The 25,593-nt window shown below is 54.9% G+C and carries 36 protein-coding genes and 1 pseudogene; 4 read left to right on the forward strand and 33 right to left on the reverse strand.

The window, feature by feature from the left end; translation table 11 throughout:
• The first annotated feature begins 12 nt into the window (after positions 1 to 12).
• The 3 genes from FHW16_RS24635 (at position 13) to glnA (ending at position 2,895) form a co-directional block, all read left to right on the forward strand.
• Positions 13 to 813: a DUF72 domain-containing protein gene (locus FHW16_RS24635; protein WP_182551935.1), complete on the forward strand. Its 801-nt coding sequence runs from the start codon at positions 13 to 15 to the stop codon at positions 811 to 813.
• 258 nt (positions 814 to 1,071) lie between these two features.
• Positions 1,072 to 1,410: a P-II family nitrogen regulator gene (locus FHW16_RS24640; protein ID WP_008123000.1), complete on the forward strand. Its 339-nt coding sequence runs from the start codon at positions 1,072 to 1,074 to the stop codon at positions 1,408 to 1,410.
• Positions 1,411 to 1,485: 75 nt separating this feature from the next.
• Positions 1,486 to 2,895, forward strand: coding sequence for a type I glutamate--ammonia ligase (glnA, locus tag FHW16_RS24645; protein ID WP_182551936.1), 1,410 nt, complete (start codon positions 1,486 to 1,488; stop codon positions 2,893 to 2,895).
• 552 nt (positions 2,896 to 3,447) lie between these two features.
• Here glnA and FHW16_RS24650 read toward each other — a convergent pair.
• Genes FHW16_RS24650 through crcB form a run of 3 tightly spaced genes read right to left on the reverse strand, consistent with a single transcriptional unit; the run spans position 3,448 to position 5,699 of the window.
• Positions 3,448 to 4,239: an ATP12 family chaperone protein gene (locus FHW16_RS24650; RefSeq protein ID WP_182551937.1), complete on the reverse strand. Its 792-nt coding sequence runs from the start codon at positions 4,237 to 4,239 to the stop codon at positions 3,448 to 3,450.
• Between the two features lie 53 nt (positions 4,240 to 4,292).
• A complete protein-coding gene (locus tag FHW16_RS24655; RefSeq protein ID WP_182551938.1) occupies positions 4,293 to 5,285 on the reverse strand; it encodes an RluA family pseudouridine synthase in 993 nt (330 codons plus the stop codon).
• Between the two features lie 36 nt (positions 5,286 to 5,321).
• A complete protein-coding gene (crcB, locus tag FHW16_RS24660) occupies positions 5,322 to 5,699 on the reverse strand; it encodes a fluoride efflux transporter CrcB (RefSeq protein WP_182551939.1) in 378 nt (125 codons plus the stop codon).
• 205 nt (positions 5,700 to 5,904) lie between these two features.
• On the opposite strand from crcB, the gene FHW16_RS24665 reads away from it, so the two are divergent.
• Positions 5,905 to 7,683 carry a glucan ABC transporter ATP-binding protein/ permease gene (locus tag FHW16_RS24665; protein ID WP_182551940.1) on the forward strand — a complete coding sequence of 593 codons (1,779 nt, stop codon included), beginning with the start codon at positions 5,905 to 5,907 and terminating at the stop codon, positions 7,681 to 7,683.
• Positions 7,684 to 7,777: 94 nt separating this feature from the next.
• Here FHW16_RS24665 and FHW16_RS24670 read toward each other — a convergent pair whose 3' ends face one another.
• The 30 genes and pseudogenes from FHW16_RS24670 to tuf form a co-directional block, all read right to left on the reverse strand.
• Positions 7,778 to 9,088 (reverse strand): replication-associated recombination protein A, encoded by a 1,311-nt coding sequence (locus tag FHW16_RS24670; protein ID WP_182551941.1) that lies wholly within the window; start codon positions 9,086 to 9,088, stop codon positions 7,778 to 7,780.
• Between the two features lie 17 nt (positions 9,089 to 9,105).
• Positions 9,106 to 10,533 carry a DegQ family serine endoprotease gene (locus FHW16_RS24675; RefSeq protein ID WP_432652083.1) on the reverse strand — a complete coding sequence of 476 codons (1,428 nt, stop codon included), beginning with the start codon at positions 10,531 to 10,533 and terminating at the stop codon, positions 9,106 to 9,108.
• 253 nt (positions 10,534 to 10,786) lie between these two features.
• Positions 10,787 to 11,215, reverse strand: coding sequence for a 50S ribosomal protein L17 (rplQ, locus tag FHW16_RS24680; protein ID WP_091876971.1), 429 nt, complete (start codon positions 11,213 to 11,215; stop codon positions 10,787 to 10,789).
• Positions 11,216 to 11,282: 67 nt separating this feature from the next.
• Entirely contained in the window at positions 11,283 to 12,296 is a 1,014-nt protein-coding gene (locus FHW16_RS24685; protein WP_091876973.1) for a DNA-directed RNA polymerase subunit alpha, read from the reverse strand.
• 108 nt (positions 12,297 to 12,404) lie between these two features.
• Positions 12,405 to 12,794 (reverse strand): 30S ribosomal protein S11, encoded by a 390-nt coding sequence (gene rpsK / locus FHW16_RS24690; protein WP_008124952.1) that lies wholly within the window; start codon positions 12,792 to 12,794, stop codon positions 12,405 to 12,407.
• 130 nt (positions 12,795 to 12,924) lie between these two features.
• The gene (rpsM, locus tag FHW16_RS24695; protein WP_091876975.1) at positions 12,925 to 13,293 is read right to left on the reverse strand and encodes a 30S ribosomal protein S13; all 369 of its coding nucleotides are present in this window, start codon (positions 13,291 to 13,293) and stop codon (positions 12,925 to 12,927) included.
• Between the two features lie 211 nt (positions 13,294 to 13,504).
• Complete coding sequence (locus FHW16_RS24700; RefSeq protein ID WP_182551942.1) at positions 13,505 to 14,155, reverse strand: adenylate kinase; 651 nt, start codon at positions 14,153 to 14,155, stop codon at positions 13,505 to 13,507.
• Positions 14,152 to 15,492, reverse strand: coding sequence for a preprotein translocase subunit SecY (secY, locus tag FHW16_RS24705; RefSeq protein WP_182551943.1), 1,341 nt, complete (start codon positions 15,490 to 15,492; stop codon positions 14,152 to 14,154). The genes FHW16_RS24700 and secY overlap by 4 nt, the downstream gene beginning before the upstream one ends.
• A 205-nt stretch (positions 15,493 to 15,697) precedes the next feature.
• Complete coding sequence (rplO, locus tag FHW16_RS24710; RefSeq protein WP_182551944.1) at positions 15,698 to 16,174, reverse strand: 50S ribosomal protein L15; 477 nt, start codon at positions 16,172 to 16,174, stop codon at positions 15,698 to 15,700.
• 20 nt (positions 16,175 to 16,194) lie between these two features.
• The gene (rpmD, locus tag FHW16_RS24715; protein WP_105732697.1) at positions 16,195 to 16,395 is read right to left on the reverse strand and encodes a 50S ribosomal protein L30; all 201 of its coding nucleotides are present in this window, start codon (positions 16,393 to 16,395) and stop codon (positions 16,195 to 16,197) included.
• 66 nt (positions 16,396 to 16,461) lie between these two features.
• Complete coding sequence (gene rpsE / locus FHW16_RS24720) at positions 16,462 to 17,028, reverse strand: 30S ribosomal protein S5 (protein WP_008124939.1); 567 nt, start codon at positions 17,026 to 17,028, stop codon at positions 16,462 to 16,464.
• Between the two features lie 214 nt (positions 17,029 to 17,242).
• Positions 17,243 to 17,605, reverse strand: a complete 363-nt coding sequence (gene rplR, locus FHW16_RS24725) for a 50S ribosomal protein L18 (RefSeq protein ID WP_182551945.1) — start codon at positions 17,603 to 17,605, stop codon at positions 17,243 to 17,245.
• Between the two features lie 12 nt (positions 17,606 to 17,617).
• Positions 17,618 to 18,151, reverse strand: a complete 534-nt coding sequence (rplF, locus tag FHW16_RS24730; RefSeq protein ID WP_182551946.1) for a 50S ribosomal protein L6 — start codon at positions 18,149 to 18,151, stop codon at positions 17,618 to 17,620.
• Between the two features lie 24 nt (positions 18,152 to 18,175).
• Positions 18,176 to 18,574: a 30S ribosomal protein S8 gene (gene rpsH, locus FHW16_RS24735; RefSeq protein ID WP_091876988.1), complete on the reverse strand. Its 399-nt coding sequence runs from the start codon at positions 18,572 to 18,574 to the stop codon at positions 18,176 to 18,178.
• A 12-nt stretch (positions 18,575 to 18,586) separates the two neighbouring features.
• Positions 18,587 to 18,892 (reverse strand): 30S ribosomal protein S14, encoded by a 306-nt coding sequence (rpsN, locus tag FHW16_RS24740; RefSeq protein WP_182551947.1) that lies wholly within the window; start codon positions 18,890 to 18,892, stop codon positions 18,587 to 18,589.
• Between the two features lie 25 nt (positions 18,893 to 18,917).
• Positions 18,918 to 19,481, reverse strand: a complete 564-nt coding sequence (gene rplE, locus FHW16_RS24745; protein ID WP_112526652.1) for a 50S ribosomal protein L5 — start codon at positions 19,479 to 19,481, stop codon at positions 18,918 to 18,920.
• The gene (gene rplX, locus FHW16_RS24750) at positions 19,474 to 19,788 is read right to left on the reverse strand and encodes a 50S ribosomal protein L24 (protein WP_182551948.1); all 315 of its coding nucleotides are present in this window, start codon (positions 19,786 to 19,788) and stop codon (positions 19,474 to 19,476) included. The genes rplE and rplX overlap by 8 nt, the downstream gene beginning before the upstream one ends.
• A gap of 11 nt (positions 19,789 to 19,799) precedes the next feature.
• Complete coding sequence (gene rplN / locus FHW16_RS24755; RefSeq protein ID WP_068881785.1) at positions 19,800 to 20,168, reverse strand: 50S ribosomal protein L14; 369 nt, start codon at positions 20,166 to 20,168, stop codon at positions 19,800 to 19,802.
• Between the two features lie 84 nt (positions 20,169 to 20,252).
• The gene (gene rpsQ, locus FHW16_RS24760; protein WP_099999158.1) at positions 20,253 to 20,495 is read right to left on the reverse strand and encodes a 30S ribosomal protein S17; all 243 of its coding nucleotides are present in this window, start codon (positions 20,493 to 20,495) and stop codon (positions 20,253 to 20,255) included.
• A gap of 10 nt (positions 20,496 to 20,505) precedes the next feature.
• Positions 20,506 to 20,706 carry a 50S ribosomal protein L29 gene (gene rpmC / locus FHW16_RS24765; RefSeq protein ID WP_182551949.1) on the reverse strand — a complete coding sequence of 67 codons (201 nt, stop codon included), beginning with the start codon at positions 20,704 to 20,706 and terminating at the stop codon, positions 20,506 to 20,508.
• 12 nt (positions 20,707 to 20,718) lie between these two features.
• Complete coding sequence (gene rplP / locus FHW16_RS24770; RefSeq protein ID WP_106663214.1) at positions 20,719 to 21,132, reverse strand: 50S ribosomal protein L16; 414 nt, start codon at positions 21,130 to 21,132, stop codon at positions 20,719 to 20,721.
• Positions 21,133 to 21,173: 41 nt separating this feature from the next.
• Positions 21,174 to 21,881: a 30S ribosomal protein S3 gene (rpsC, locus tag FHW16_RS24775; RefSeq protein WP_182551950.1), complete on the reverse strand. Its 708-nt coding sequence runs from the start codon at positions 21,879 to 21,881 to the stop codon at positions 21,174 to 21,176.
• Positions 21,881 to 22,270 carry a 50S ribosomal protein L22 gene (gene rplV, locus FHW16_RS24780; protein ID WP_008124914.1) on the reverse strand — a complete coding sequence of 130 codons (390 nt, stop codon included), beginning with the start codon at positions 22,268 to 22,270 and terminating at the stop codon, positions 21,881 to 21,883. The genes rpsC and rplV overlap by 1 nt, the downstream gene beginning before the upstream one ends.
• Before the next feature lie 2 nt (positions 22,271 to 22,272).
• On the reverse strand, positions 22,273 to 22,551 hold the full coding sequence (gene rpsS / locus FHW16_RS24785; protein ID WP_008124912.1) for a 30S ribosomal protein S19: 279 nt from the start codon (positions 22,549 to 22,551) through the stop codon (positions 22,273 to 22,275).
• Between the two features lie 15 nt (positions 22,552 to 22,566).
• On the reverse strand, positions 22,567 to 23,400 hold the full coding sequence (rplB, locus tag FHW16_RS24790) for a 50S ribosomal protein L2 (protein WP_091877005.1): 834 nt from the start codon (positions 23,398 to 23,400) through the stop codon (positions 22,567 to 22,569).
• A 20-nt stretch (positions 23,401 to 23,420) separates the two neighbouring features.
• Positions 23,421 to 23,714, reverse strand: a complete 294-nt coding sequence (locus FHW16_RS24795; protein WP_091877007.1) for a 50S ribosomal protein L23 — start codon at positions 23,712 to 23,714, stop codon at positions 23,421 to 23,423.
• Positions 23,711 to 24,331 (reverse strand): 50S ribosomal protein L4, encoded by a 621-nt coding sequence (gene rplD, locus FHW16_RS24800; RefSeq protein WP_182551951.1) that lies wholly within the window; start codon positions 24,329 to 24,331, stop codon positions 23,711 to 23,713. Before rplD ends, FHW16_RS24795 begins: the two co-directional genes overlap by 4 nt.
• Complete coding sequence (rplC, locus tag FHW16_RS24805) at positions 24,331 to 25,068, reverse strand: 50S ribosomal protein L3 (RefSeq protein WP_182551952.1); 738 nt, start codon at positions 25,066 to 25,068, stop codon at positions 24,331 to 24,333. The genes rplD and rplC overlap by 1 nt, the downstream gene beginning before the upstream one ends.
• A gap of 25 nt (positions 25,069 to 25,093) precedes the next feature.
• Positions 25,094 to 25,402 carry a 30S ribosomal protein S10 gene (gene rpsJ / locus FHW16_RS24810; protein WP_008124902.1) on the reverse strand — a complete coding sequence of 103 codons (309 nt, stop codon included), beginning with the start codon at positions 25,400 to 25,402 and terminating at the stop codon, positions 25,094 to 25,096.
• Positions 25,403 to 25,464: 62 nt separating this feature from the next.
• Positions 25,465 to 25,593, reverse strand: a pseudogene (gene tuf / locus FHW16_RS24815) (elongation factor Tu); the annotation flags it as partial.

The following is a 25,593-nucleotide window of genomic DNA, read 5'->3' on the forward strand; positions in this document are numbered from 1 at the left end:
GAGGAAACCATCATGACCGCAAGCGGAACGATCAGAACAGGGATTGGCGGCTGGATTTTCGAGCCGTGGCGGGGCACGTTTTATCCCAAGGGTCTATCGAAAACCAAAGAGCTGGAATATGCCGGGCAACACCTGAGCACCATTGAAATCAACAGCACCTATTACGGCACACAGAAGCCGGAAACCTTTGCCAAATGGGCAAGTTCAGTGCCGAACGGCTTTATTTTCTCGGTCAAGGGCAATCGGTTTGTTACCAATCGCCGTGTTCTTGCTGAAGCTGGAGAGTCGATGGAACGTTTCATCAAATCCGGCGTAGCGGAACTTGCCGACCGGCTTGGCCCGTTGCTCTGGCAGTTTGCCCCGACCAAGAAGTTCGATGCGGAGGATTTCGGTGCGTTCCTTGATCTCCTGCCGCAGAAGGAAGGCGGTATTCCCCTACGTCACACCGTCGAGGTGCGCCATCCATCCTTCATCGACCCTGATTTCATCGCGCTTCTGCGCAAGAAGAATGTGGCCGTGGTCTACGCCCATCACTTCGATTACCCTGAGATCGCCGATGTAACCGCCGATTTCGTCTATGCCCGATTGCAGAAAGGCGATGATGCCATTGAGACCGCTTACCCGGCCAAGGAGCTCGATCTGTGGGCAGAGCGGGCCAAACTCTGGGCAAAGGGCGGCCAGCCGGATGATCTGCCCCTGGCCGCTCCCTCGGTCAAACCGGATAAGCAGCCGCGTGATGTTTTTGTCTATTTCATTCATGAAGGCAAAGTGCGCGCTCCGCAGGCAGCGCAAGCTCTAAAAGATCGTCTCTGACGCGTCATGCGATAATTCTCAAGGATTGCCGCATAAAATATAATCATACTGCATATATTTTAATCACATCACCGCTTCTGAGTTTTCCATTTCGCAGGCAAAACAGCAGGGAGTTGAGGAAACTCCCTGCTCCGCCATCGGTAAAATCACATTCCGCGAATTAATTCATTTTAGGGGTCGACTTGGCATGCTTCCTGCTTTTTGTTGAGGCAAGCGGGCAAGAGGCCCGCTCGCCATACATAGGGAGTTTATTCTCTGATGAAGAAAATCGAAGCCATCATCAAACCATTCAAGCTGGATGAGGTGAAAGAGGCACTGCAGGAAGTGGGGCTTCAGGGCATTACCGTGACGGAAGCCAAGGGTTTCGGCCGTCAGAAAGGTCACACGGAATTATATCGCGGCGCTGAATATGTCGTCGACTTCCTGCCGAAAGTGAAAGTCGAGATCGTTCTGGGCGACGAATCCGTCGAGGCAGCCATCGAGGCGATCCGCAAGGCCGCACAGACCGGCCGTATCGGCGACGGAAAGATATTTGTTTCCAATATCGAAGAAGTCGTGCGCATTCGTACCGGCGAATCCGGTATCGACGCAATCTGATCCTGCTATCCAATTGCTTGCGCACCATACGCGCCAGCCATCCGTTATCATCGTCGCTGAACAAGGAAAACTGACATGACGACCGCAAAAGACATTCTCAAACAGATCAAGGACAATGATGTAAAGTTCCTTGACCTTCGTTTCACGGATCCGAAGGGCAAGCTACAGCATGTGACGATGGACGTTGCCGAAGTCGACGAAGACATGTTTGCCGATGGCGTCATGTTTGACGGCTCCTCCATTGCCGGCTGGAAGGCCATCAATGAATCCGACATGGTTCTCATGCCTGATACCGACACGGTTCACATGGACCCGTTCTTCGCACAGTCCACCATGGTCATCCTCTGCGACATCCTCGACCCGATCTCGGGCGAAGCCTACAACCGCGATCCACGCGGCACTGCCAAGAAGGCAGAAGCCTATATGAAGGCGGAAGGTGTCGGCGACACGATCTTCGTTGGCCCGGAAGCTGAATTTTTTGTCTTCGACGACGTGAAGTACAAGGCTGATCCCTACAACACCGGCTTCAAGCTCGACTCCACCGAATTGCCGTCCAATGACGACACCGACTACGAAACCGGCAACCTTGGCCACCGTCCGCGCGTCAAGGGCGGCTATTTCCCGGTTCCTCCGATTGATTCCTGCCAGGACATGCGTTCGGAAATGCTCACGGTTCTGACCGAAATGGGCGTCCGCGTTGAGAAGCACCACCACGAAGTGGCAGCAGCACAGCACGAACTGGGTATCAAGTTCGATGCCCTCACCCGCAATGCCGACAAGATGCTGATCTACAAGTACGTTGTGCATCAGGTTGCAAATGCCTACGGCAAGACAGCCACCTTCATGCCGAAGCCGATTTTCGGCGACAATGGTTCCGGCATGCACGTGCATATGTCGATCTGGAAGGACGGCAAGCCGACTTTCGCGGGCAATGAATATGCAGGTCTCTCCGAAAACTGCCTGTTCTTCATCGGCGGTATCATCAAGCACGCCAAGGCAATCAACGCATTCACCAACCCGTCGACCAACTCCTACAAGCGTCTGGTTCCAGGTTACGAAGCTCCGGTTCTGCTGGCTTACTCCGCCCGCAACCGTTCGGCATCCTGCCGTATTCCGTTCGGCTCTTCACCGAAGTCGAAGCGTGTTGAAATCCGCTTCCCGGATCCGACAGCCAACCCGTATCTCGGCTTTGCCGCCATGCTGATGGCCGGTCTCGACGGCATCAAGAACAAGATCCATCCCGGCCAGCCAATGGACAAGGACCTCTACGACCTTCCTGCAAAGGAACTCAAGAAGATCCCGACTGTCTGCGGTTCGCTGCGTGAAGCGCTTCAGAGCCTCGATAAGGATCGCGGCTTCCTCAAGGCTGGCGGCGTTTTCGATGACGACCAGATCGACAGCTTCATCGAACTCAAGATGGCTGAAGTGATGCGCTACGAAATGACCCCGCATCCGGTCGAATACGACATGTACTACTCGGTCTGATCAGACCGATTTGTCGACAAGGAAACCCCGGGCATGCCCGGGGTTTTTGCGTTAGACCAAGGTATGGTCTTTAAAATGCATGGAAGAATGATATATTGGCCTTGGAGTGAGAGGCGAGCATTCGCCCGCCTCCCTCTTCCTAGATGATGAACCGAACCCGGAGCAAGATTTGCCAGCTCGTCCGGGTTCGTTTCATTTCCAGGGTGATAACAAGCGGTTTAAACCACATCGTTTCACCTCCAAGTTCAAAGGCAAGGCCATTGGCCCTTGCGTGATCTGAAAATCAGAATGATTTTCGAAGAGATCACGCAAAATCTAAGTTTTGCAGCGTCCTTTACGCGCCTGTAGCGCGTGGCGCTGCATGTCGGAAGGCCTATCTTTCCGACGCGCTGCTGGCACAGCGCATACTGCTTCGCCCTTGAAACTCTGTACTGAAATTATTGCCCCCTGCTCTGGTAAAGGCAATAAACGTACAGTTGAATCAATGCGATACAGTGAGATGTTAGCAATATTTACCGGAAGAAAATGATGCTTTGGTCCAACGCCGGGCGATTACACCGCGATTGCCTGAAGCACCTTCACGGCGGCAATCATCTCGCGCTCACGCAAAGCGCGCCGGGCAGCCGCTTCCGCATCCTCGCCCCACTGCTCGATGGTCCAGTCTTCATCGACATGCGCCAAGGTCCACGCTTCTTCCCCGGAGACACGTCCTTTGGCTACGGCAAGCGCCAGAATGGCGGATCCGGTCAGTGTGGTGATCGTATGCAGCGCGGCGACCGCAAAGGCATCCTTGAATTGCCCGAGATGTACGCCGAGAGCGGCAAGCGTCTCGCGCGGCTGCTCCACATACATGACGCCTTCTGCCAGCACAAACCGGGCACCGAGGTCGGACGCTGCCCAATCAATCACAGGATCCCAAAGTTCTGTCTGGCGATTGACCAGCCGTTCTGGCGAGCCGGCGCGATAGCACAACATGTCCGAGGAGGCAAAACGCAGCACATCTTCGAGGACAACTTGAGGGTCGCTGACGACCCCGTCGATCGCGGTGTTGGCCAGACGGGTGACCGGCATTTTCGCCGGGACGATGTCCTTGTCCTGTGCAGCGAATTCGTCAGCAATCATCTGTGCAAGCGCGCGGTTGGGTAGCGACAGGTTCTGGCGTGCCGGCGTCTTGACGCGCTTGCCGTCAAGTTCAACCGCAAACTGACCATCCCGTTCAACAACATCGACAGCTTTATAGAACCGTTTAGGAAACGGCAGATTTGACTGGACTTGTGCCCGGCGAACCGGATCTGCATCCGAAGGACCTTCCGGCGTATCCATATTGAAAAGGTCGTTGTTCATCGTCATCGTCCGTATGCTTGGTCAGATTGATGCAGGTTCCCGCTCAGCCTGTTCTAATTGTCTTCGTCGCCATCGCTCTCATCGAGCCCCAACAGGTTCCACGTCTGCACCATATGCGGCGGCAAAGGTGCCGTGACATCAATAATGCCGCTGCCGGATGGATTGGGCACGCGGATGCGGCGTGCATGCAGATGCAAGCGGTTCTGAATGCCACCGGGGAACGACCAGTTGGTATCCGCCTCGAAATATTTGGGATCGCCAATGATCGGGCAACCGATATGGGCTGCATGAACGCGAAGCTGGTGGGTGCGGCCCGTATAAGGCTCCATTTCGAGCCACGTCAGCACCTGCCCCGCGGATTCGATCACCCGATAATATGACACTGCGTGATCGGAATCCGGTTCTCCGTGCTGCGCGACCCGCATCCTGTCACCATCGGGGGTAGTTTCCTTGACCAGCCAGGTTGTGATCTTGTCCTCGCGCTTGCGCGGAATGCCTTTGACAAGTGCCCAATAGGTCTTCTTGGTCTCGCGCTCGCGGAATGCCGCTGTCAGCGCCTGTGCAGCGCTGCGTGTGCGCGCAACCACAAGAACACCTGACGTATCGCGATCAAGCCGATGCACAAGCCGCGGCTTCTCGCCCTTCTTGTTGCGCCAGGCTTCCAGCATATCGTCCACATGGCGATTGACGCCGGAACCGCCCTGCACTGCCAATCCTGCAGGCTTGTTGAAAACGAAAACCTTGGGGTCTTCATAAAGCAGCATCTGGGAAAGAACGTCGCCATCTTCGCGGCCACGAATACTTTTGCCGGTCAAATGCTGGTTTTCAGACTTGGCATCAACCGCCAGCGGCGGGATGCGAATGGTCTGGCCGGCCTGTAACCTGGTATCGGATTTGGCGCGCGATCCATCGACGCGAACCTGCCCGGACCGCAGCAATTTCTGCAGCGGCCCGAAGCCCAAACCCGGATAATGTACCTTGAACCATCGATCAAGGCGCATTTCCGCCTCGCCCGTGTCAACTGTCTTCTGTTCTACCGCTGCCATAACTCATACCTTGTCTAGTCAGGCCTGCGCTTAGCACTAAGCGACTGCTCTTGCGAGCCATAATCCTAAAAACAGCGCTCCAATGCTCAATATCACGCTCAGGAGGACATAAATCAGTGCTGTAATGACCTCACCACGCTCCCATAAAAGGGCAACATCCAGCGAGAATGACGAGAACGTGGTGAAGCCGCCCATAATCCCCACAGCCACAAACAGGCGCAACTCGTTCGAACCATCGAAACGGCGGGCTAGAAGTTCGATGAACAGCCCCATCAACAGCCCGCCAACCACGTTCACGGTTAACGTTCCATAGGGGAAAGATGCGCCAAAAACCCGGGTCATCAGGATGCCGACAAGATATCGGGCAACCGAACCGATCGCTCCGCCTGATGCAACCAGTAGTATTGCGTTCACTTTACATTGCCTCCGGCGGTTTATTCTGTGAAGTCAAATATTTGACTCATCACGGGACGTTAACAAACGTAGAAAAATGTTCCTTGAACAGACGCGGAACTGACACAACTTTAGAGCATTGAATATTGCAGCGCACAAGCACCTCATGCAGAGTCAAAAAATGAGGAATGTGCGCAGAAGCGGGCATAACGAGCGGAGTGGCAAAGTGTCATTGATACAGATCTATTGGAAATCTCTCCAATATCTCGGGGCGGAAAAACGTGCGACCACGTTTATCTGCCTGGTCAACGTTGCCTTGGCCCTGACAATGCTGTTTGAGCCTGTACTTGTAGGGCGCGTCATTCAGGCTATTTCGACCAAGACAGCCATATGGCCTCCACTGAGCCAGTTGGCTGGTGTTGGTCTGTTTCATATCGTCGCCAACGTTCTGGTTTCGCGTGAAGCCGACAGGCTTGCCCATCGGCGCAAGCTGTCGGTACTGACGGAATCGTACAATCGCGTCATCAGCATGCCGCTCGCGTGGCATCATCAGCGCGGCACATCCAATGCCATGCATACACTTTTGCGCGCGATTGAAACCCTGTTCAGCCTCTGGCTCGAATTCATGCGCACCCACCTGGCAACAACCGTTGCCCTGGTAGGCCTTGTTCCTCTGGCTTTGGCACAGGATTGGCGTTTGGCGTCGGTTCTGGCTGTTCTCGGTGTTATCTACGTAATCGTCAGCCGTGTCGTTACGACCAAGACAAAAGACGGTCAGGCTGAAGTTGAGCGTCACCACATCACTGCCTTCAGCCACGTAACCGACTCGATGGGCAATATCTCTGTTCTGCAGAGCTATAACCGCATCGATGAAGAAACACGCGCCTTGCAGGGTTACACAAAGCAGTTGCTGGACTCCCAGTATCCGGTTCTCAACTGGTGGGCGCTCGCTGCGGGTATCAACCGTATGGCTTCCATCATTTCGATGGTCGTGATCCTGTTCCTGGGTTCCTATTTTGTCGTACACAACCAGATGAACGTCGGCCAGGTCGTTGCTTTCACGGGTTTTGCTGCCCTGTTGATCGGCCGGCTTGATCAGCTCAGTGCCTTCGTCAACCAGATTTTTGCTGCTCGTGCCAAGCTCGAAGATTTCTACGAGATGGAAGCATCGGCTGCTTATCAGGCTGAACCAAAGGACGTGCACGATATCGACAATGTCAGCGGTGAAGTTGAGTTCCAGAATGTATCGTTCGACTTTGCCAAGTCCACACAGGGCCTGAAGAACGTCTCGTTCAAGGCCAAGGCTGGCGACACGATTGCCATCGTGGGTCCAACGGGCGCTGGCAAGACAACCCTGATCAACGTGCTGCAGCGTGTTTACGACCCGAAGGAAGGCCGCGTGCTGGTCGATGGTATCGATACGCGTACAATCAGCCGCCGTTCGCTGCGCAATGCGATCGCAACGGTGTTCCAGGATGCGGGCATGTTCAACCGCAGCATCGAGGAAAACATCCGTGTTGGCCGTCCGAAGGCGACCGATGAGGACGTTGCTGCCGCAGCAGCCGCTGCAGATGCCAGCGACTTCATCCTGTCGAAATCAGCCGGTTTCGATACGATGGTTGGTGAGCGTGGCTCGCAGCTCTCCGGCGGTGAACGCCAGCGTGTTGCCATTGCACGCGCCATTCTGAAGGATGCACCGATCCTGGTTCTTGACGAGGCCACCAGTGCTCTTGATGTGGAAACGGAAGCACGCGTGAAGGCTGCCGTCGACAAGCTGTGCCAGAACCGCACGACGTTCATCATTGCCCACCGTCTGTCGACGGTCCGTGATGCCGATCTCGTGCTCTTCATGGATCGTGGTGAAATCGTTGAGTCCGGCAGCTTCGATGAGCTTGCTCACCAGAACGGCCGTTTCTCCGCCCTGCTCAAGGCTGGTGGTCTTAAGCTTGACGATGATACAACCAATGTGACGCCATTCCCGCGCAAGCCGGAAGCCGCAGCCTGAGCGACAATCAAGTAACCTGACAATAAAGGCCGCTTCGTTTGAAGCGGCCTTTTTCTTTGATCTGGATCATGAAGCGAATACGCTTGGCGGAACTTTATTCACCGCGTTCGGCTCGCAGCCGGTTCCAATATTCGATGCGCTTGCGGATTTCGCGCTCGAAGCCCCGCTCGGGCGGATTGTAAAAGGTCTGGCGACCAAGAGCATCAGGGAAATAGTTCTGACCGGAAAACGCGTCAGGCTGGTCATGATCATAGGCATAGCCTTTGCCATAGCCCTCGCCCTTCATCAGCTTTGTCGGCGCATTCAGGATGTGTTTTGGCGGCACAAGCGAGCCGTTCTCCTTGGCCGCCCGCATCGCCGCTGCAAACGCTGTATAGACAGCATTTGATTTGGGTGCCGTCGCCAGATAGACACAAGCCTGCGCCAAAGCCAGTTCACCCTCTGGTGAGCCGAGATAGTCATAGGCGTCCTTGGCGGCATTACAGATCACGAGCGCTTGCGGATCGGCCAGACCGATATCTTCACTTGCCATGCGCACCAGACGCCTGCCGATAAACAGGGGGTCCTCGCCTGCATCAAACATACGGCAAAGATAGTACAGCGCCGCATCGGGATCGGAGCCGCGCACGGATTTATGCAGGGCGGAGATCAGATTGTAATGCCCGTCCTGCCCCTTGTCATAGACCGGAGCCCGCCGCTGCACGATTTGCTGGACCCGCTCGACATTGAAAATTTCGCCCTCGCGCGCCGCGCGCCAGACTTCCTCTGCGAGCGTCAGGATTGCACGCCCGTCTCCGTCGGCCATGCGCACAAGGCTTGCCCGCGCTTCATCATCCAGTGGCAATGGCTTGCCTTCATGTTCCTCGGCACGTTGCAGCAGCGCCAGCAGGCTGGCTTCTTCGTGCGGATGGAAGACAAGGACGCGCGCGCGCGACAGAAGAGCGGCATTGAGCTCGAAGGAGGGATTTTCGGTTGTGGCGCCGACGAGAACAATCGTCCCGTCTTCCATCACAGGCAAAAAGGAATCCTGCTGGGCCCGGTTGAAGCGATGAATCTCGTCAACAAAGAGCAACGTCTGGCGACCGGACATTTTCCGGGCGCGCGCCATTTCGAAAACCTTCTTCAGATCGGCAACGCCTGAAAAAATCGCGGATATCTGCTCGAAAGCAAGATTTGTCTCGCCAGCAAGCAAGCGAGCCACGGTGGTCTTGCCCGTACCGGGCGGTCCCCAGAAGATCATGGATCCGAGCGAACCCGATTCGATCATGCGGGTAAGCGCTCCCTCAGAACCGGTCAGATGCTCCTGACCGGTGACCTCACCAAGAGAACGCGGACGCAAACGGTCAGCAAGTGGCCTGCTCCGGTCTGATGCCGGGTCGTCCTTTGCTGCAAACAGATCCGTCATTGCCCAACCTGTCTCATCTATCGGATAATCTGCCGGATGATTGCACCATCCCGTTCAAACTCGAATCGCCACAGCACCGGCTTGGTTGCCATCACAGCAGCCAGATCGGCCGCTGTGGCAATGTCACGCCCGTTGACTTTGCGCACGATATCTCCCGGTTGCAATCCAATGCGTGCTGCCGGCGTATTGGCGAAAATCTTTTCCACGGCAACGCCCGTCGTTTCTCCCGCCAGATGCAGTCTCGTGGCGCTGCTCGGCGTCAGTGTAATGACCTGGGCGCCGGAAAGCGGGTTCTTGCCCTGGATCACCGTCTTGTTGGCAGGATCGTCCGGCCGTGGCTTCTCCAGAACGAGAGAGACCACCTTCTCCTTGGAACGGCTGAGAACACCGAGTTTGACCGTCTTGCCAATCCCCGCAGTGGACAGGCGATATCCCAGCCCGTCAAAATTCTCGATGCGGAAATCATCCACGGACAGCACAACATCGCCGACCAGAAGGCCACCCTTTTCCGCAGGTCCGTCCTTTGCAACATTGGTGACCAAGGCACCGTAGGGCTGCTTCATCCCGAGCCCCTCGGCCACATCTGACGTCACATTCTGGAAGGTTGCGCCAATATAAGGCCGCTCGAACTTGTCACCGCCCTGCTTTGCCGTGTCGACAACGGCACGCACCATATTGGACGGAATGGCAAAGCCGATACCAACCGAACCACCCGAGCGCGAAAAAATGGCGGTATTGATGCCAACAAGCTTGCCGTCCATCCCGATCAGGGCACCGCCGGAATTACCGGGATTGATTGCTGCATCGGTCTGGATAAAGAAATCAAAATCGGAGATACCCACTCGGGTACGCGCCTGCGCGGAGACAATGCCGCTGGTAACGGTCTGGCCCACACCAAATGGATTGCCGATAGCCAAAACAAGATCACCAACCTCTACCTTGTCCGAGTCCGCCAATTGCAGGACAGGAAACTGTTCGGTGGCGTCGATCTTCAAAATGGCGAGATCCGTCGATTCATCTTTCAGCAGAACGCGCGATTCAAACTCACGGCCATCCGACAGGGCAATCTTCACGGTCTCCGCGTCGCGGATCACGTGATTATTGGTAACCACAATACCCGTGGGATCGACGATTACGCCGGAACCGAGCGATGACTGAATGCGCGGCGGGCCGTTGAACTGGCCGCCAAAGAACTGTTCGAAAAAGGGGTCGCCGGCAAAGGGCGAGCGCTGCTGCACTTCCCGGGCAGCGTAGACATTGACGACCGCACCGGCGGTCTGCTTGACGAGCGGCGCAAACGACAATTGCGTGTCCACACGCGATACCGGAACCTGCTTCGTCGTATCGACAGCTGTCTGCGCGTAAACCGGTACAACCATGGCGGAAACAAGTGCCGAGCTTACAAGCAGCACCCGGGCCGATTGCGCGATTTTGGAACAACTCATGTCGATCTCCTGAACTGATGAATCAGTAAAGCTTGCCAATCCAATGTGCTGAATTTCAACGGAGATACCAGCCATGAAACAAAGCAAATTTGAGACATTCAAATCAGCTTCGTCATCGCCCCCAGATTCTCACCCGCTTCAGCAAACTACGGTCCAAGGTATAGATGGTGGCGCCGTGATAAAAGTCGAGCAAAAAGCAGAAAGGGGCCCGTAAGGGCCCCCATCCTCAAATCCATCGATGCTGAAGTGCAGATTATGCAGCTTCGGCTTCGCTTGCCTGTTCAGCAGCAACGCGGGCCAAATCCTTGGAACCCTTGGCGCTGACATCACGATCAACGAATTCGACAACTGCGAGCGGTGCATTGTCACCGGTGCGGAAGCCTGCCTTCATGATGCGGATGTAGCCGCCATTGCGCTGGCCATAACGTGGGGCAAGCGTGTCGAACAGCTTTGCTACGAGCTTGGCGTCGCGGATAGCCGAAATGGCCTGACGACGAGCGTGCAGATCACCGCGCTTGCCGAGTGTGACAAGCTTTTCAACGATCGGACGAATTTCCTTGGCCTTGGGCAGCGTTGTAACGATCTGCTCATGCTCAATCAGTGATGCGGCCATATTGGCAAACATCGCCTTACGATGGCTGGCAGTCCGGTTAAGCTTGCGGCCTGAATTACCGTGGCGCATGAGCCTTCTCCTTCAATTTCTCAGTTCGGGCTCATTGCCCGGGCTTGGTTGTCGGGCAGAGCCCGGATTAATATTGGTCTTCGTAACGCTTTGCGAGATCTTCAATGTTTTCCGGCGGCCATGATGGAACTTCCATACCGAGATGGAGACCCATGGAAGCCAGAACTTCCTTGATTTCATTCAGCGACTTGCGACCAAAGTTCGGTGTGCGCAGCATTTCTGCTTCTGTCTTCTGAATAAGATCGCCGATGTAGACGATATTATCATTCTTCAGGCAGTTTGCCGAGCGTACTGAAAGTTCGAGTTCATCGACCTTCTTGAGCAGAGCCGGATTGAACGCAAGTTCAGTGACCTGTTCCTGCTGTACTTCCTTCTGTGGCTCGTCGAAGTTGACGAAGATCGCCAGCTGGTCCTGAAGAATGCGTGCTGCGTACGCAACTGCATCTTCACCGGAGATCGAACCATCGGTCTCGATCTGCAGGATCAGCTTATCGTAATCGAGAACCTGACCTTCACGGGTGTTCTCGATCTTGTAGGAAACCTTGCGAACCGGTGAGTAGAGGCTGTCAACCGGAATCAAGCCGATTGGCGCATCTTCTGCACGATTGCGATCAGCCGGGACATAACCCTTGCCGGTGTTGACGGTGAATTCCATACGGATTTCAGCGCCTTCATCGAGCGTGCAGATAACGTGTTCCGGATTGAGGATTTCGATATCACCAACCGTCTGGATGTCGCCAGCCGTTACAACGCCTGGGCCTTCCTTGCGGACGACCATGCGCTTCGGACCGTCGCTTTCCATATGGATAGCGATTTCCTTGATGTTCAGGACGATGTCAGTCACATCTTCACGAACACCAGGGATCGAAGAGAATTCATGCAGAACGCCATCGATCTGTACGGCAGTCACGGCTGCGCCGCGCAATGAAGACAGGAGCACACGGCGCAGAGCATTGCCGAGCGTCAAGCCAAAGCCGCGTTCAAGCGGCTCAGCGACGACCGTTGCCTTTGTCTTCGAGCCGGAGGTCTGAAACTCGACCTTGTTCGGCTTGATCAGTTCTTGCCAGTTTTTCTGGATCATCTAGTTTTTCCCTATCCTTGCCTTGCCACCATCCAATCGTGGCAATGAAGCGTGGAAACCGTAGAGGAGCTGAAATCAGCTCATACGGCCAAATCTTGTCGAAACAGATTAGACGCGGCGACGCTTGCGCGGGCGGCAGCCATTGTGCGGGATCGGTGTTACATCGCGGATCGATGTAATCGTGAAACCAGCAGCCTGGAGTGCGCGCAGAGCCGATTCACGGCCGGAGCCCGGTCCGCAAACTTCAACTTCGAGCGAACGCATGCCATGTTCCTGTGCCTTCTTGGCACAATCTTCAGCAGCCATCTGTGCAGCGAAAGGCGTGGATTTACGTGAACCCTTGAAGCCCTGCGCACCCGCGGACGACCAGGCAATCGCATTGCCCTGCGCATCCGTGATGGTGATCATCGTGTTGTTGAATGTCGAATTAACGTGGGCAACGCCCGACGAAATATTTTTACGTTCGCGACGGCGAACGCGTGTGGCTTCCTTGGCCATAACAGTCCTTTCAGTTGATCTCGACGCCTCCGTATTTCCAGAGGCTCCACCATGGTTTCAGTTAAAGTGCGAAACCGGCACAGTATTCTGCATAAGCAGAACCGGCGCAGCGAACCGCGCCGGCATGATCTTACTTCTTCTTGCCGGCGATTGCCTTGGCAGGACCCTTACGGGTACGCGCATTGGTATGCGTACGCTGGCCGCGAACCGGCAGGGAGCGACGATGACGCAGACCGCGGTAGCAGCCCAGATCCATCAGACGCTTGATGTTCATCGAAACTTCACGACGCAGATCACCCTCAACGTGGTAATCACGATCGATCGTTTCACGAATCTGCAAGACTTCGGCATCGGTCAACTGATTGACACGACGCTCCGCAGGAATGCCGACTTTAGCGACGATTTCCTGTGCAAACTTTTGACCAATCCCATGAATGTACTGAAGCGCGATAACAACGCGCTTGTTCGTCGGGATGTTGACGCCAGCAATACGAGCCACGTCTGTTCTCCTTGTTAACCGGCAGAGCTGGGCAATCAACGCGACTGGCCAGATGACGGGATGAAAATGATATCCGGGACAAACACAAACGATCAGCCCCGAACCTGCTTTACCGGATCGGCGCCGATCGCTTCATATCCAAGCGAATTTCCGCCGTCTTTGAAGGAATCGCTCCGAAAAGTCAACTCCTTCCGTACATTTTTGTCGGAATCTAAAGTTCCGCCAAAATCTTTTCGATTGATGCTGTGACTTCTTCGAAGTCCGCCATGCCATCAACCTTCTTCAACTTGCCTTTGGCATAGTAATAGCCGATCAGGGGCGAAGTCTGTTTATAATATGCTTCAAGCCGCGTGCGGACAGTTTCAGCATTGTCATCGGGACGCCGCTTGAACTCCGTCGAGCCACATTTGTCACACACACCCGGTACCTTGGGCTGCTTGTTCGTGTCGTGATAACCGGTGCCGCACTTGGCGCAGGTATATCGTCCGGAGATTCGCTCGACGAGCACGTTGTCGTCAACCTCAAGCTCGATGACACAATCAAGCTCAAATCCCTTGTCCGACAGCATGTCCTCCACGGCATCTGCCTGAACGAGAGTCCGCGGATACCCGTCAAGAATAAAGCCATTGGCTGCATCGGGCTGGTCAATGCGCTCGGACACGATCGCATTGACGATTTCGTCGGATACCAGCTTGCCGGCATCCATGACAGCCTTGGCGCGCAAACCGACATCGGTTCCGGCTTTGACCGCATCCCGCAACATATCCCCGGTGGAGAGTTGCGGTATCCCTAGTTTTTCTACCAAGCGCTGAGACTGAGTTCCCTTACCTGCCCCCGGTGGTCCGAGAAGTATTAATCTCATCTGTTCCGCTTCCCTCCACGGAGCTTAGACTTCTTGATAAGCCCCTCATATTGATGCGCAATCAGGTGACCCTGAATCTGCGCAACTGTATCGAGCGTAACGCTCACGACAATCAGCAGCGATGTACCGCCGAGATAGAAAGGAACGCCAGCCCAGGAAATCAGGAACTCCGGCAGCATGCAGATCAATACGAGATAGGCTGCGCCGAACACCGTAACGCGGGTCAAAACGTAGTCGATATATTCCGCTGTGCGCTCGCCTGGGCGAATGCCGGGAATAAAGCCGGAATGCTTCTTCAACTGGTCGGCGGTGTCCTTCGGATTGAAGACAAGCGCCGTGTAGAAGAAGGCGAAGAACACGATCATCGCAGCGTAGGAAGCCATGTAGAGCGGCTGACCATGACCAAGCGAAGAGAGAATTGTCGTGGCCCAGCCGGGAAGATTCTCGTTGCGTGCAAAGCCGGCAATGGTTGCAGGCAGGAGCAGCAACGAAGATGCGAAGATCGGAGGAATGACGCCTGCCGTATTGAGCTTCAAAGGCAGATGCGATGTGTCACCCTGGAACATGCGGTTGCCGACCTGGCGCTTCGGATACTGGATCAGAAGGCGGCGCTGCGCGCGTTCAACAAAGACGATGATACCAATGACGGCAATCGTCAGAATAATGATCGCCAGGATAACAGGTGTCGACAAAGCACCGGTACGGCCAAGTTCGAGTGTGCCGGAAATGGCCTGCGGCAGGTTTGCGACAATGCCGGAGAAGATGATCAGCGAAATACCGTTACCGATACCGCGCGCAGTGATCTGTTCACCCAGCCACATCAGGAACATGGTGCCGCCGACGAGTGTGATAACGGTCGAGAACAGGAAGAATGGTCCCGGATTGGTCACGATACCCTGACTGCCCTGAAGACCAACAGCGATCGCATAGGCCTGAACGGTCGCCAGAAGCACTGTTCCATAGCGCGTGTACTGGTTAATGACCTTACGGCCCTGTTCGCCATCTTTCTTCAACTGCTCGAGAGCCGGGATGACCGATGTCATCAGCTGAACAATGATCGACGCGGAAATGTAAGGCATGATGCCGAGCGCGAAAATCGCCATACGGGCTACAGCACCGCCGGCAAACATGTTGAACATGCCGAGAATGCCCTGCGCCTGATGGTTGAAGGCCTGGGCATATGCGGCAAGATTGATACCCGGAAGCGGGATATAGGTGCCGAGCCGGTAGACGAGCAACGCGCCAAGCGTAAACCAAATACGCTTTTTGAGCTCTTCGGCTTTCGAAAAAGCAGAGAAATTGAGATTAGAGGCGAGCTGTTCAGCGGCTGATGCCATAAGTAGTCTCCGGTCTGCGCCCGTCAGGCATTGACGGTCCTACCCAGATATGTGCCGTTACTGTGCCGTGTATCCTCGTGGACACACCAGCACTTCAGTACCCATCATATTTGCCAAAGAATCGGTACGGGTTTTTTGGTAAATATGATGCGGGACGAAAAAGTACAAGCGGCGACCTGAAAGGCCGCCGCTTATTAAAGCAGATTTATTCTGCAGCTGCTTTAACAGCAGGAAGCTTGACGGAACCGCCAGCCTTTTCGATCTTTTCGATCGCGGCCTTGGAGGCGCCGGCAACTTCGACTGTTACTGCAGTTGTGATCTCGCCACCGGAAAGCAGACGAACACCGTCTTTAGCGCGGCGGATAATGCCGGCGGCCTTCAGGGTTTCAATCGTGATCGCAACTTTGGCATCGAGCTTCTTGGCATCGATAGCAGTCTGGATACGGCCAACAGATACTTCATTGAAATTCTTCATGAAGATGTTGGTGAAACCGCGCTTTGGCAAGCGACGGTAAACTGGCATCTGTCCGCCTTCGAAGCCATTGATGGCAACGCCGGAACGGGACTTCTGACCCTTCACACCGCGACCAGCAGTCTTGCCGGAACCGGAACCGATACCACGGCCAACGCGCTTGCGAGCTTTGGTGGCGCCTGGGTTTTCACTCAGATCATTGAGTTTCATTTGATCAATCTCCGGAGTTCTTAAGCCTCGTCCACAACGCGGACGAGATGCTGAACTTTCGCAATCATACCACGCACGGAAGGTGTATCTTCCAGAACCCGGCGACGATGCATCTTATTGAGGCCCAGGCCGATCAGCGTTGCGCGCTGCTCTGCCGGACGGCGGATAGGGCTACCGATCTGTTCGACCGTAACCGTCTTACCCTTCTTCTTCTCAACCATGACTTATATCCTTTAGTCTACAGCTAGCGGGATCAAGATCCCTGCCCTGCTGCGCCAGCTTCTGGCCTATTCTTCCGAACCGACCACGTCGCGGCGACGAGCCTGCAGTGTGGAGTACTTGATACCGCGCTGGGCAGCGATGTCCTTGGGGTGCATCTGGTGCTTCAAGGCATCGAATGTCGCACGAACCATGTTGTATGGGTTCGACGAGCCGAGCGACTTGGCAACGACGTCCTGGACGCCAAGCGTCTCGAAGACAGCGCGCATTGGACCACCGGCAATGATACCAGTACCAGCAGTTGCTGCACGAAGCAGAACCTTACCGGCGCCATGACGGCCATGAACATCGTGATGAAGGGTACGGCCCGAACGCAGTGGTACGAAAATCATTTCGCGCTTGGCAGCTTCTGTTGCCTTACGGATAGCTTCCGGTACTTCACGTGCCTTGCCATGACCAAAACCAACGCGGCCTTTCTGATCGCCGACAACGACGAGAGCAGCAAAACCAAAACGCCGGCCGCCCTTGACGACCTTGGCGACGCGGTTGATGTGAACAAGCTTGTCAACGAATTCGCTATCGCGCTCTTCGTTGCGGCCACCACGATCGTCGCGGCCTCTCTTTTCCTGTGCCATGCTCCTAATTCCTTTTTCTTTTCCGGTAGCACGAATAAAATTACTGCGCCGTGTCTCTGATTGGATCCACATAGAGCGCGGTAACAAGTTAGAAGCGCATATACTATTCCAAAACTCAAAGTTGATTTTCGGCGATATGCACTGCGAAGTCCGGCTTACAAGAGACAAGCCCTTGTAGTCCCGGACTTCGATAGTTTTGCCTTAGAAGGCGATCTTAGAAACTAAGACCAGCTTCGCGGGCAGCTTCTGCAAGTGCCTTTACACGGCCGTGGTAAATGTAGGCACCACGATCAAAGACAACTTCCTTGATGCCAGCCTTGACGGCGCGCTCTGCAACGAGCTTGCCGATCAGGGCAGCAGCATCCGAATCTGCACCAGTCTTCAGCTTGCCCTTGAGGTCAGCTTCGAGAGTGGATGCGGATGCAATTGTATGTCCACGCGCATCGTCGATGACCTGCGCATAGATATTCTTCGAAGAACGGTGGACGCTGAGCCGCGGACGGTCACCGGCAACCGCCTTGAGCTGGCGGCGAACACGCGAAGCGCGACGCTGAATGATTTCTTTCGGCGATGCCATGACACGAATTCCTTACTTCTTCTTACCTTCTTTACGAACGATCTTCTCGCCCGCATATTTCACGCCCTTGCCCTTGTAGGGTTCTGGACCACGGTATTCGCGGATCTCAGCGGCAACCTGACCAACCTGCTGCTTGTCGATGCCAGTAATGACGATTTCCGTCGGCTTCGGCACTGCAACTGTAATACCTTCCGGTACCTGGTAGACCACTTCGTGGCTGAAACCGAGCGACAGCTGGACATTCTTGCCCTGCATAGCCGCACGATAACCAACACCATTGATCTCGAGACGCTTTTCAAAACCGTCCTTAACACCTGTGAAGATGTTGACGATCATCGTGCGGCTCATGCCCCACTTTGACCGTGCGGTCTTGCTGCTGTCACGCGGATCAACGCGAACGGCGTTATCTTCGAACTTGACCAGAACTTCGTCATTGGCGACGAAGCTCAGTTCACCTTTAGGGCCCTTGGCCTTAACGGTCTGGCCGTCAACGCTGGCTGTTACACCCTGCGGGACTGCCACTGGTTTTTTACCGATACGAGACATTTTTCAAACCTTTTCAAGCAGCGGTTAGAATATACGGCAGAGCAATTCGCCGCCGACATTCTGTTCACGTGCCTCGTGGTCTGCCATCACGCCTTTCGGCGTCGACAGGATCGAAATACCAAGACCGTTTGCAACCTGCGGGATCGACTTGACCGAAACGTAAACGCGACGGCCAGGCTTCGAAATACGGGTAATCTCACGGATTACTGGTACATTCTCAAAATACTTCAGTTCGATTTCGATCTCGGACTTGCCGTTTTCAAAATCAACCTGGCTGTATCCGCGGATATAACCTTCGGACTGAAGAACATCCAGAACGCGTGCGCGCAGCTTGGAGGCAGGCGTAGAAACCTTGCCCTTCTTGCGCATGATTGCGTTACGGATACGTGTCAGCATATCGCCGAGAGGATCTGTCATAGACATCTGTCTTCTCCCTTACCAGCTCGACTTCACGATGCCAGGCACCTGGCCGAGCGAACCCAGCTGGCGCAATGCGATACGCGACATTTTCAGTTTGCGGTAATAACCGCGCGGACGACCCGATATTTCACAACGATTGCGAATACGAACCTTGGTGGAATTGCGTGGCAGTTCTGCCAGCTGGATGGTTGCGCGGAAGCGCTCATCCAGAGGAAGCGACTGATTCATCACGACTGCCTTCAAACGCGCACGCTTTGCAGCATACTGCTTGACGAGCAAACCACGGCGCTTGTTCTTTTCGACTGCGCTAGTCTTTGCCATTTCAAATACCTCGCTACGCTTGCCGTTACTGGCGGAAGGGGAAGTTGAAGGCGCGCAAAAGAGCGCGTGCTTCGTCGTCCGTCTTCGCAGTCGTGCAAACGATGATGTCCATGCCCCAGATCTGATCAACCTTATCGTAGTTGATTTCCGGGAACACAATGTGTTCCTTGATACCCATGGCAAAATTGCCACGACCATCAAAGCTCTTTGGGTTCAGACCGCGGAAATCTCGAACGCGCGGTAGCGCGATCGTGATCAGGCGATCCAGAAATTCGTACATACGTTCTTTACGAAGGGTAACCTTCGTGCCGATCGGCATATTCTCACGTACCTTGAAGGTAGCGATTGAATTACGCGCCCGGGTAATAACCGGCTTCTGACCAGCAATCAATGCCAGATCTTCAGCTGCGACAGTTGGCTTCTTGGAATCAGCCGTAGCTTCACCAACGCCCATGTTGAGAACAACTTTGGTGATGCGGGGAATCTGCATCTCGTTGTCATATTTGAACTGCTCGAGAAGATCTTTGCGTACCACTTCAAGGTACTGCTTCTTCAAGCGCGGTTCGATCTTTGCAGCTGGATTAGCCATCGATCAGATCTCCTGAACGCTTTGCTACACGTACCTTGTCGCCATTTTCAAGGACTTTGAAGCCAACGCGGGTCGGCTTGCCATCCTTGGGATCGGCGACAGCGAGGTTTGACAGATGGAGCGGCGCTTCTTTCGAAATGATGCCGGCTTCCTGGGTCTGTGTCTGCTTCTGGTGACGCTTGACAAGATTAACGCCGCGAACGAGCGCCTGCTCGTCCTTCGGCAAAACTTTGATTACTTCGCCGGTACGACCCTTGTCCTTACCAGCAAGAACGACAACGCGGTCGCCTTTACGGATTTTCTGCATCGTCTGCTCCTTTAGAGTACTTCTGGAGCCAGCGAGATGATCTTCATGTGGTTCTTTGCGCGAAGTTCGCGCGGAACCGGTCCGAAGATACGCGTGCCGATAGGCTCTTTCTTGTTGTCGATCAGGACAGCTGCGTTCTTGTCGAAACGAATAACGCTACCATCTGCGCGACGGATGTCTTTGGCTGTACGAACAACCACAGCCTTCATCACGTCACCCTTTTTTACACGGCCGCGCGGAATTGCTTCCTTGATCGAAACGACAATAATGTCGCCGACCGAAGCATATTTCCGCTTCGAACCGCCCAGCACCTTGATGCACATGACACGACGGGCGCCGGAATTATCCGCGACGTCGAGGTTTGTTTGCATCTGAATCATGACTAGCCGCCTTCTTCTTGTTCAACCGGACTGGGCTTTCCTTGCCCCTCGCGATTGTTGCGTACTTACATACAGATATTAATATTAACTTGCTGGGGCGTCAGTTACGACAACCCAACGCTTGTCTTTCGAGATTGGCTTCGATTCCTGGATGGAAACGGCATCGCCAACCTTGAACTGGTTATTCTCGTCGTGCGCCTTGTACTTCTTGGACTGGCGAACAGTCTTCTGGAGTAGCGGGTGCGAATAGCGCCGCTCGACCTTGACCACGACGGTCTTGTCGTTTTTGTCGCTGACGACAACGCCCTGCAGAATGCGTTTAGGCATGGTTTTTTCCTTAAGCCTTGCTTACGACCGCTTTCTGGCGGGCGACTGTCTTGATGCGCGCGATATCACGGCGAATCTGCCGGACACGTGCGGTTTTCTCCAACTGGCCAGTCGCCTTCTGGAAGCGCAGGTTGAACTGCTCTTTCTTCAGCGTAGCCAACTCTTCATTCAACTGATCGAGGCTCAAAGCCCGAACTTCTGCGGATTTCATAACATCCACCCCTTATTCTGCGATGCGCTGAATAAAGCGCGTCTTGACCGAAAGTTTTGCCGCTCCGAGGCGAAGAGCCTCACGAGCCACTTCTTCCGAAACGCCGTCGAGCTCAAACATGACGCGGCCTGGTGCTACACGAGAAGCCCAGTAGTCCACCGAACCCTTACCTTTACCCATGCGGACTTCGGTAGGCTTCGATGTTACTGGCACATCCGGGAAAATCCGGATCCACACACGGCCGGCACGCTTCATGTGACGGGTAATTGCACGGCGAGCGGCCTCGATCTCACGCGCGGTAACGCGGTTCGGCTCGAGGGCCTTCAGGCCGAAAGCACCAAAATTAAGATCCGTGCCGCCTTTCGACGCGCCGTGGATACGGCCCTTGAACTGCTTGCGGAACTTTGTGCGCTTAGGCTGCAGCATTGTTCTCTACTCCAAAATTCTCTTTCCGGAAAGACGCTATTTTAAGCGTTTTCGCGGCGACGGTTCTGACCCTGATGACCATCACCTTCAACAGCGCGACGTTCAGAGGCCATTGGGTCATGCTCAAGGATCTCGCCCTTGAATACCCAGACCTTGACGCCACAGATGCCGTAGGCGGTGTGTGCTTCAGCAGTTCCGTAATCGATATCGGCACGAAGTGTATGCAAAGGCACACGGCCTTCACGGTACCATTCCATACGCGCAATTTCCGCGCCGCCGAGACGACCCGAACAATTGATACGAATGCCTTCTGCACCAAGACGCATGGCCGACTGAACGGCACGCTTCATGGCACGGCGGAATGCAACACGGCGTTCCAGCTGCTGAGCGATAGACTGCGCAACCAGGACTGCATCTGTTTCCGGCTTGCGGACTTCAACGATATTGAGTGTTGTGTCTGCATTCGTCATTTCTGACAGCTTGCGGCGCAACTTCTCGATATCGGCGCCCTTCTTGCCGATGATCAGACCTGGACGTGCAGCATGGATCGTCACGCGGCACTTCTTGTGCGGACGTTCGATCACAACCTTGGAAATGGCGGCCTGCTTCAGCTCTTCCATCAGATACTTGCGGATCTTCAGGTCTTCATGCAGCAGCTTGCCGTATTCACCTGTGTTCGCGTACCAACGCGAGTCCCAGGTCCGGTTGATGCCAAGGCGGAAGCCAACCGGATTAATCTTCTGGCCCATTATGCGGCCTCCCCTTTTTCCTCAGCTTCGCGGACAACGATCGTCAGATGCGAGAATGGCTTCTCGATCCGGCTTGCACGACCGCGACCACGAACGTGGAAACGCTTCATCACGATTGACTTGCCAACGTAGGCTTCAGCAACAACCAGAGCATCAACATCCAGGTCATGGTTGTTTTCTGCATTGGCGATAGCTGATTCGAGAGTCTTTTTCACCGTTCCTGCAATCCGCTTACGCGAAAATTCCAGATCGGCAAGAGCGGCGTTAACCTTCTTGCCACGGATCAAAGCAGCCACCAGATTCAGCTTCTGAGGGCTGATACGGAGCGTACGGGCAACGGCTTTCGCCTCGTTGTCCTTAAGCTGGCGCGGAGCCTTAGCCTTGCCCATCTTTATTTCCTCTTCGCTTTCTTATCCGCGCCATGACCGTAATAGGTACGCGTCGGAGCGAACTCACCAAACTTGTGTCCGATCATCTCTTCGTTGACCGAAACCGGCACATGCTTGTTACCGTTATACACACCGAAGGTCAGACCGACGAACTGTGGCAGGATCGTGGAGCGCCGGCTCCAGATCTTGATAACTTCACTGCGACCGCCCTCACGTACCTTCTCAGCCTTCTTGAGAAGATAGCCATCGATGAACGGGCCTTTCCAAACTGAACGAGCCATTTCAGACTACCTCTCTTACTTCTTGCGCTGATGACGCGAACGAGCGATGAACTTGTCCGTCGACTTGTTGGAGCGCGTCTTCTTGCCCTTCGTAGGCTTGCCCCACGGAGAAACAGGATGACGACCACCTGACGTACGACCTTCACCACCACCGTGCGGGTGATCAACCGGGTTCATGGCAACACCGCGAACGTGCGGACGCTTGCCAAGCCAACGACTGCGGCCTGCCTTACCAAGGCTGATATTGCCATGGTCCGGATTGGATACTGCACCGACCGTAGCAAAGCACGAACCGTGGACGAGGCGCTGTTCACCTGAATTCAGGCGAAGGATTGCCATACCCTGGTCGCGGCCAACGAGCTGCGCATAGGTGCCGGCGGAGCGAGCGATCTGACCGCCCTTGCCTGGCTTCATCTCCACGTTGTGGATGATGGTGCCAACCGGGATCGACGACAATGGCATCGCATTGCCTGGCTTCACGTCTGTCTGTGCGCCAGCGATAACGCTGTCGCCAACGGCCAAACGCTGAGGAGCCAGGATGTAGCTCAGCTCACCGTCTTCGTAGCGGATGAGTGCAATGAATGCGGTCCGGTTCGGATCGTATTCAAGGCGTTCAACCTTGGCAGCCACGTCATGCTTGCGGCGCTTGAAATCTACAAAGCGGTATGTGCGCTTGTGACCACCACCCTGATAGCGTGCAGTGACGCGACCGGTGTTGTTACGACCACCCTTTGAATGAAGACCTTCGGTCAGCGCCTTTACAGGCTTGCCCTTGTAGAGCTCCGAACGGTCCACAATGACCAGCTGACGCTGGCTTGGTGTGGTTGGATTATAATGTTTGAGTGCCATTGTCTTTACTCCACGGCCCCTCAGAGACCAGTCGAAACATCGATCGACTGCCCTTCGGCAAGCGTCACGACTGCTTTCTTGACATCACTCTGGCGCCCGACGATGCCGCGGAACCGCTTCACCTTGCCTTTGCGCACAGCTGTATTGACTGCAGTTACCTTCACGCGAAACAGCGCTTCGACTGCGGCCTTGATTTCCGGCTTCGTTGCCTTGCGAGCCACGTTGAAGACGACCTGGTTATGTTCAGAAACCAGGGTCGACTTTTCGGTGATAACCGGGCTGACGATCACGTCGTAATGGCGAAGATCGGTCATTTGAAACGCTCCTCGAGAGCTTCAACTGCAGCCTTGGAAAGCACAAGCTTGCCGCGACGCAGGATGTCATAAACATTGATGCCCTGAATTGGCAGAACATCGATGTTCGGGATGTTCGAAGCAGCGCGACGGAAATTCGCATCAATCTCGGCACCGCCGATGAGAAGCGCATTTTCGAAGCCCAGCTTGGCGAACTGCGAAACAAGTACCTTTGTCTTTGCGTCGGTAGCGGCCAGCTCATCGATGATGATGAGTTCGGAAGCCTTTACCTTGGCAGACAGGGCATGACGGAGCGCAAGAGCGCGAACCTTCTTAGGCAGGTCATGATCATGGCTGTGAACAACCGGACCATGAGCCTTACCACCGCCGCGGAACTGCGGAGCACGTGCCGAATGGTGACGGGCGCGGCCCGTACCCTTCTGCTTGTACATCTTGGCGCCGGTGCGTGCGATTTCCGAACGACCCTTTGCCTTGTGCGTTCCCTGCTGCTTGCGAGCGAGCTGGTAACGGACCATGCGCTGAAGGATGTCGTCGCGTGGCTCAAGACCGAAGATCTCTTCCGAGAGCTTGACCTTGCCGGCGTCCTTGCCTTCAAGTGTTGTAATTGTGAGATCCATTATTCGGCTCCCTCAGTCGTCTGAGCTACTTCTGCATCAGACACAGCTGCTACGGTGTTTGCGGCCTGGCGAACACCAGCTGGCTTGGGGGCAGTTGCCGGCAGCGCTACCTTGACGGCATCACGCACCAGTATCCATGCACCCTTGGAGCCAGGAACAGCACCACGAACGAGAATGAGACCACGATCCAGATCCGTCGAAACAACTTCGATGTTCTGGGTCGTCACACGGGTCTGACCCATGTGACCGGCCATCTTCTTGCCCTTGAACACTTTGCCCGGATCCTGACGCTGACCGGTCGAACCGTGAGCGCGGTGTGTTACCGAGTTACCGTGTGTGGCGCGGTGACCACCGAAGTTGTGGCGCTTCATCGAACCGGCAAAACCTTTACCGATCGATGTTCCCGTCACATCAACCTTCTGACCAGCAACGAAATGCTCGGCCGTGATCTCAACACCGACATCCAGAAGGTTGTCGGCAGAAACGCGGAACTCAGCCACTTTCGCCTTTGGCTCAACAGAGGCCTTCGCGAAATGACCGCGCAATGCCTGCGTTGTATTCTTTACTTTGGCCAGTCCAACACCGAGCTGAACAGCTGTGTAGCCATTCTTCTCGACTGTACGCTGAGCCACGACATGGCAATTCTCCATACGAAGAACTGTCACTGGTACATGCTCGCCTGCGTCATTGTAGACGCGAGTCATGCCCAGCTTCTGTGCAATTACACCTGAACGCATCGGTTCGTCCTTCCGTCCTCAAGCCTTACAGCTTGATCTCGACATCAACACCAGCGGAAAGATCGAGCTTCATCAGCGCGTCTACTGTCTGCGGGGTTGGGTCTACGATATCGAGAAGACGCTTATGTGTGCGCATCTCGAACTGTTCGCGGCTCTTCTTGTCGATGTGCGGCGAGCGGTTTACTGTGAACTTCTCGATCCGTGTAGGAAGCGGGATCGGTCCGCGCACATTGGCACCGGTACGCTTGGCAGTCGACACGATTTCCCGCGTCGAATCGTCAAGGATCCGATGATCAAACGCCTTGAGGCGAATGCGGATGTTTTGACCGTTCATTTCATCTTTTCCTTGTTTAGCGGAGACGCCTATAACAGGCGCCTCTGCATAAAACCTTAATATTATTCAATGATCGAAGCGACGATGCCAGCACCGACGGTGCGGCCACCTTCACGGATAGCGAAGCGGAGCTTCTCTTCCATTGCGATCGGGACGATCAGCGTCACATCAACCGAGATGTTGTCGCCGGG

Origin of the sequence: Phyllobacterium myrsinacearum, from assembly GCF_014138285.1 — a bacterium.
Taxonomy (GTDB): domain Bacteria; phylum Pseudomonadota; class Alphaproteobacteria; order Rhizobiales; family Rhizobiaceae; genus Phyllobacterium; species Phyllobacterium myrsinacearum_A.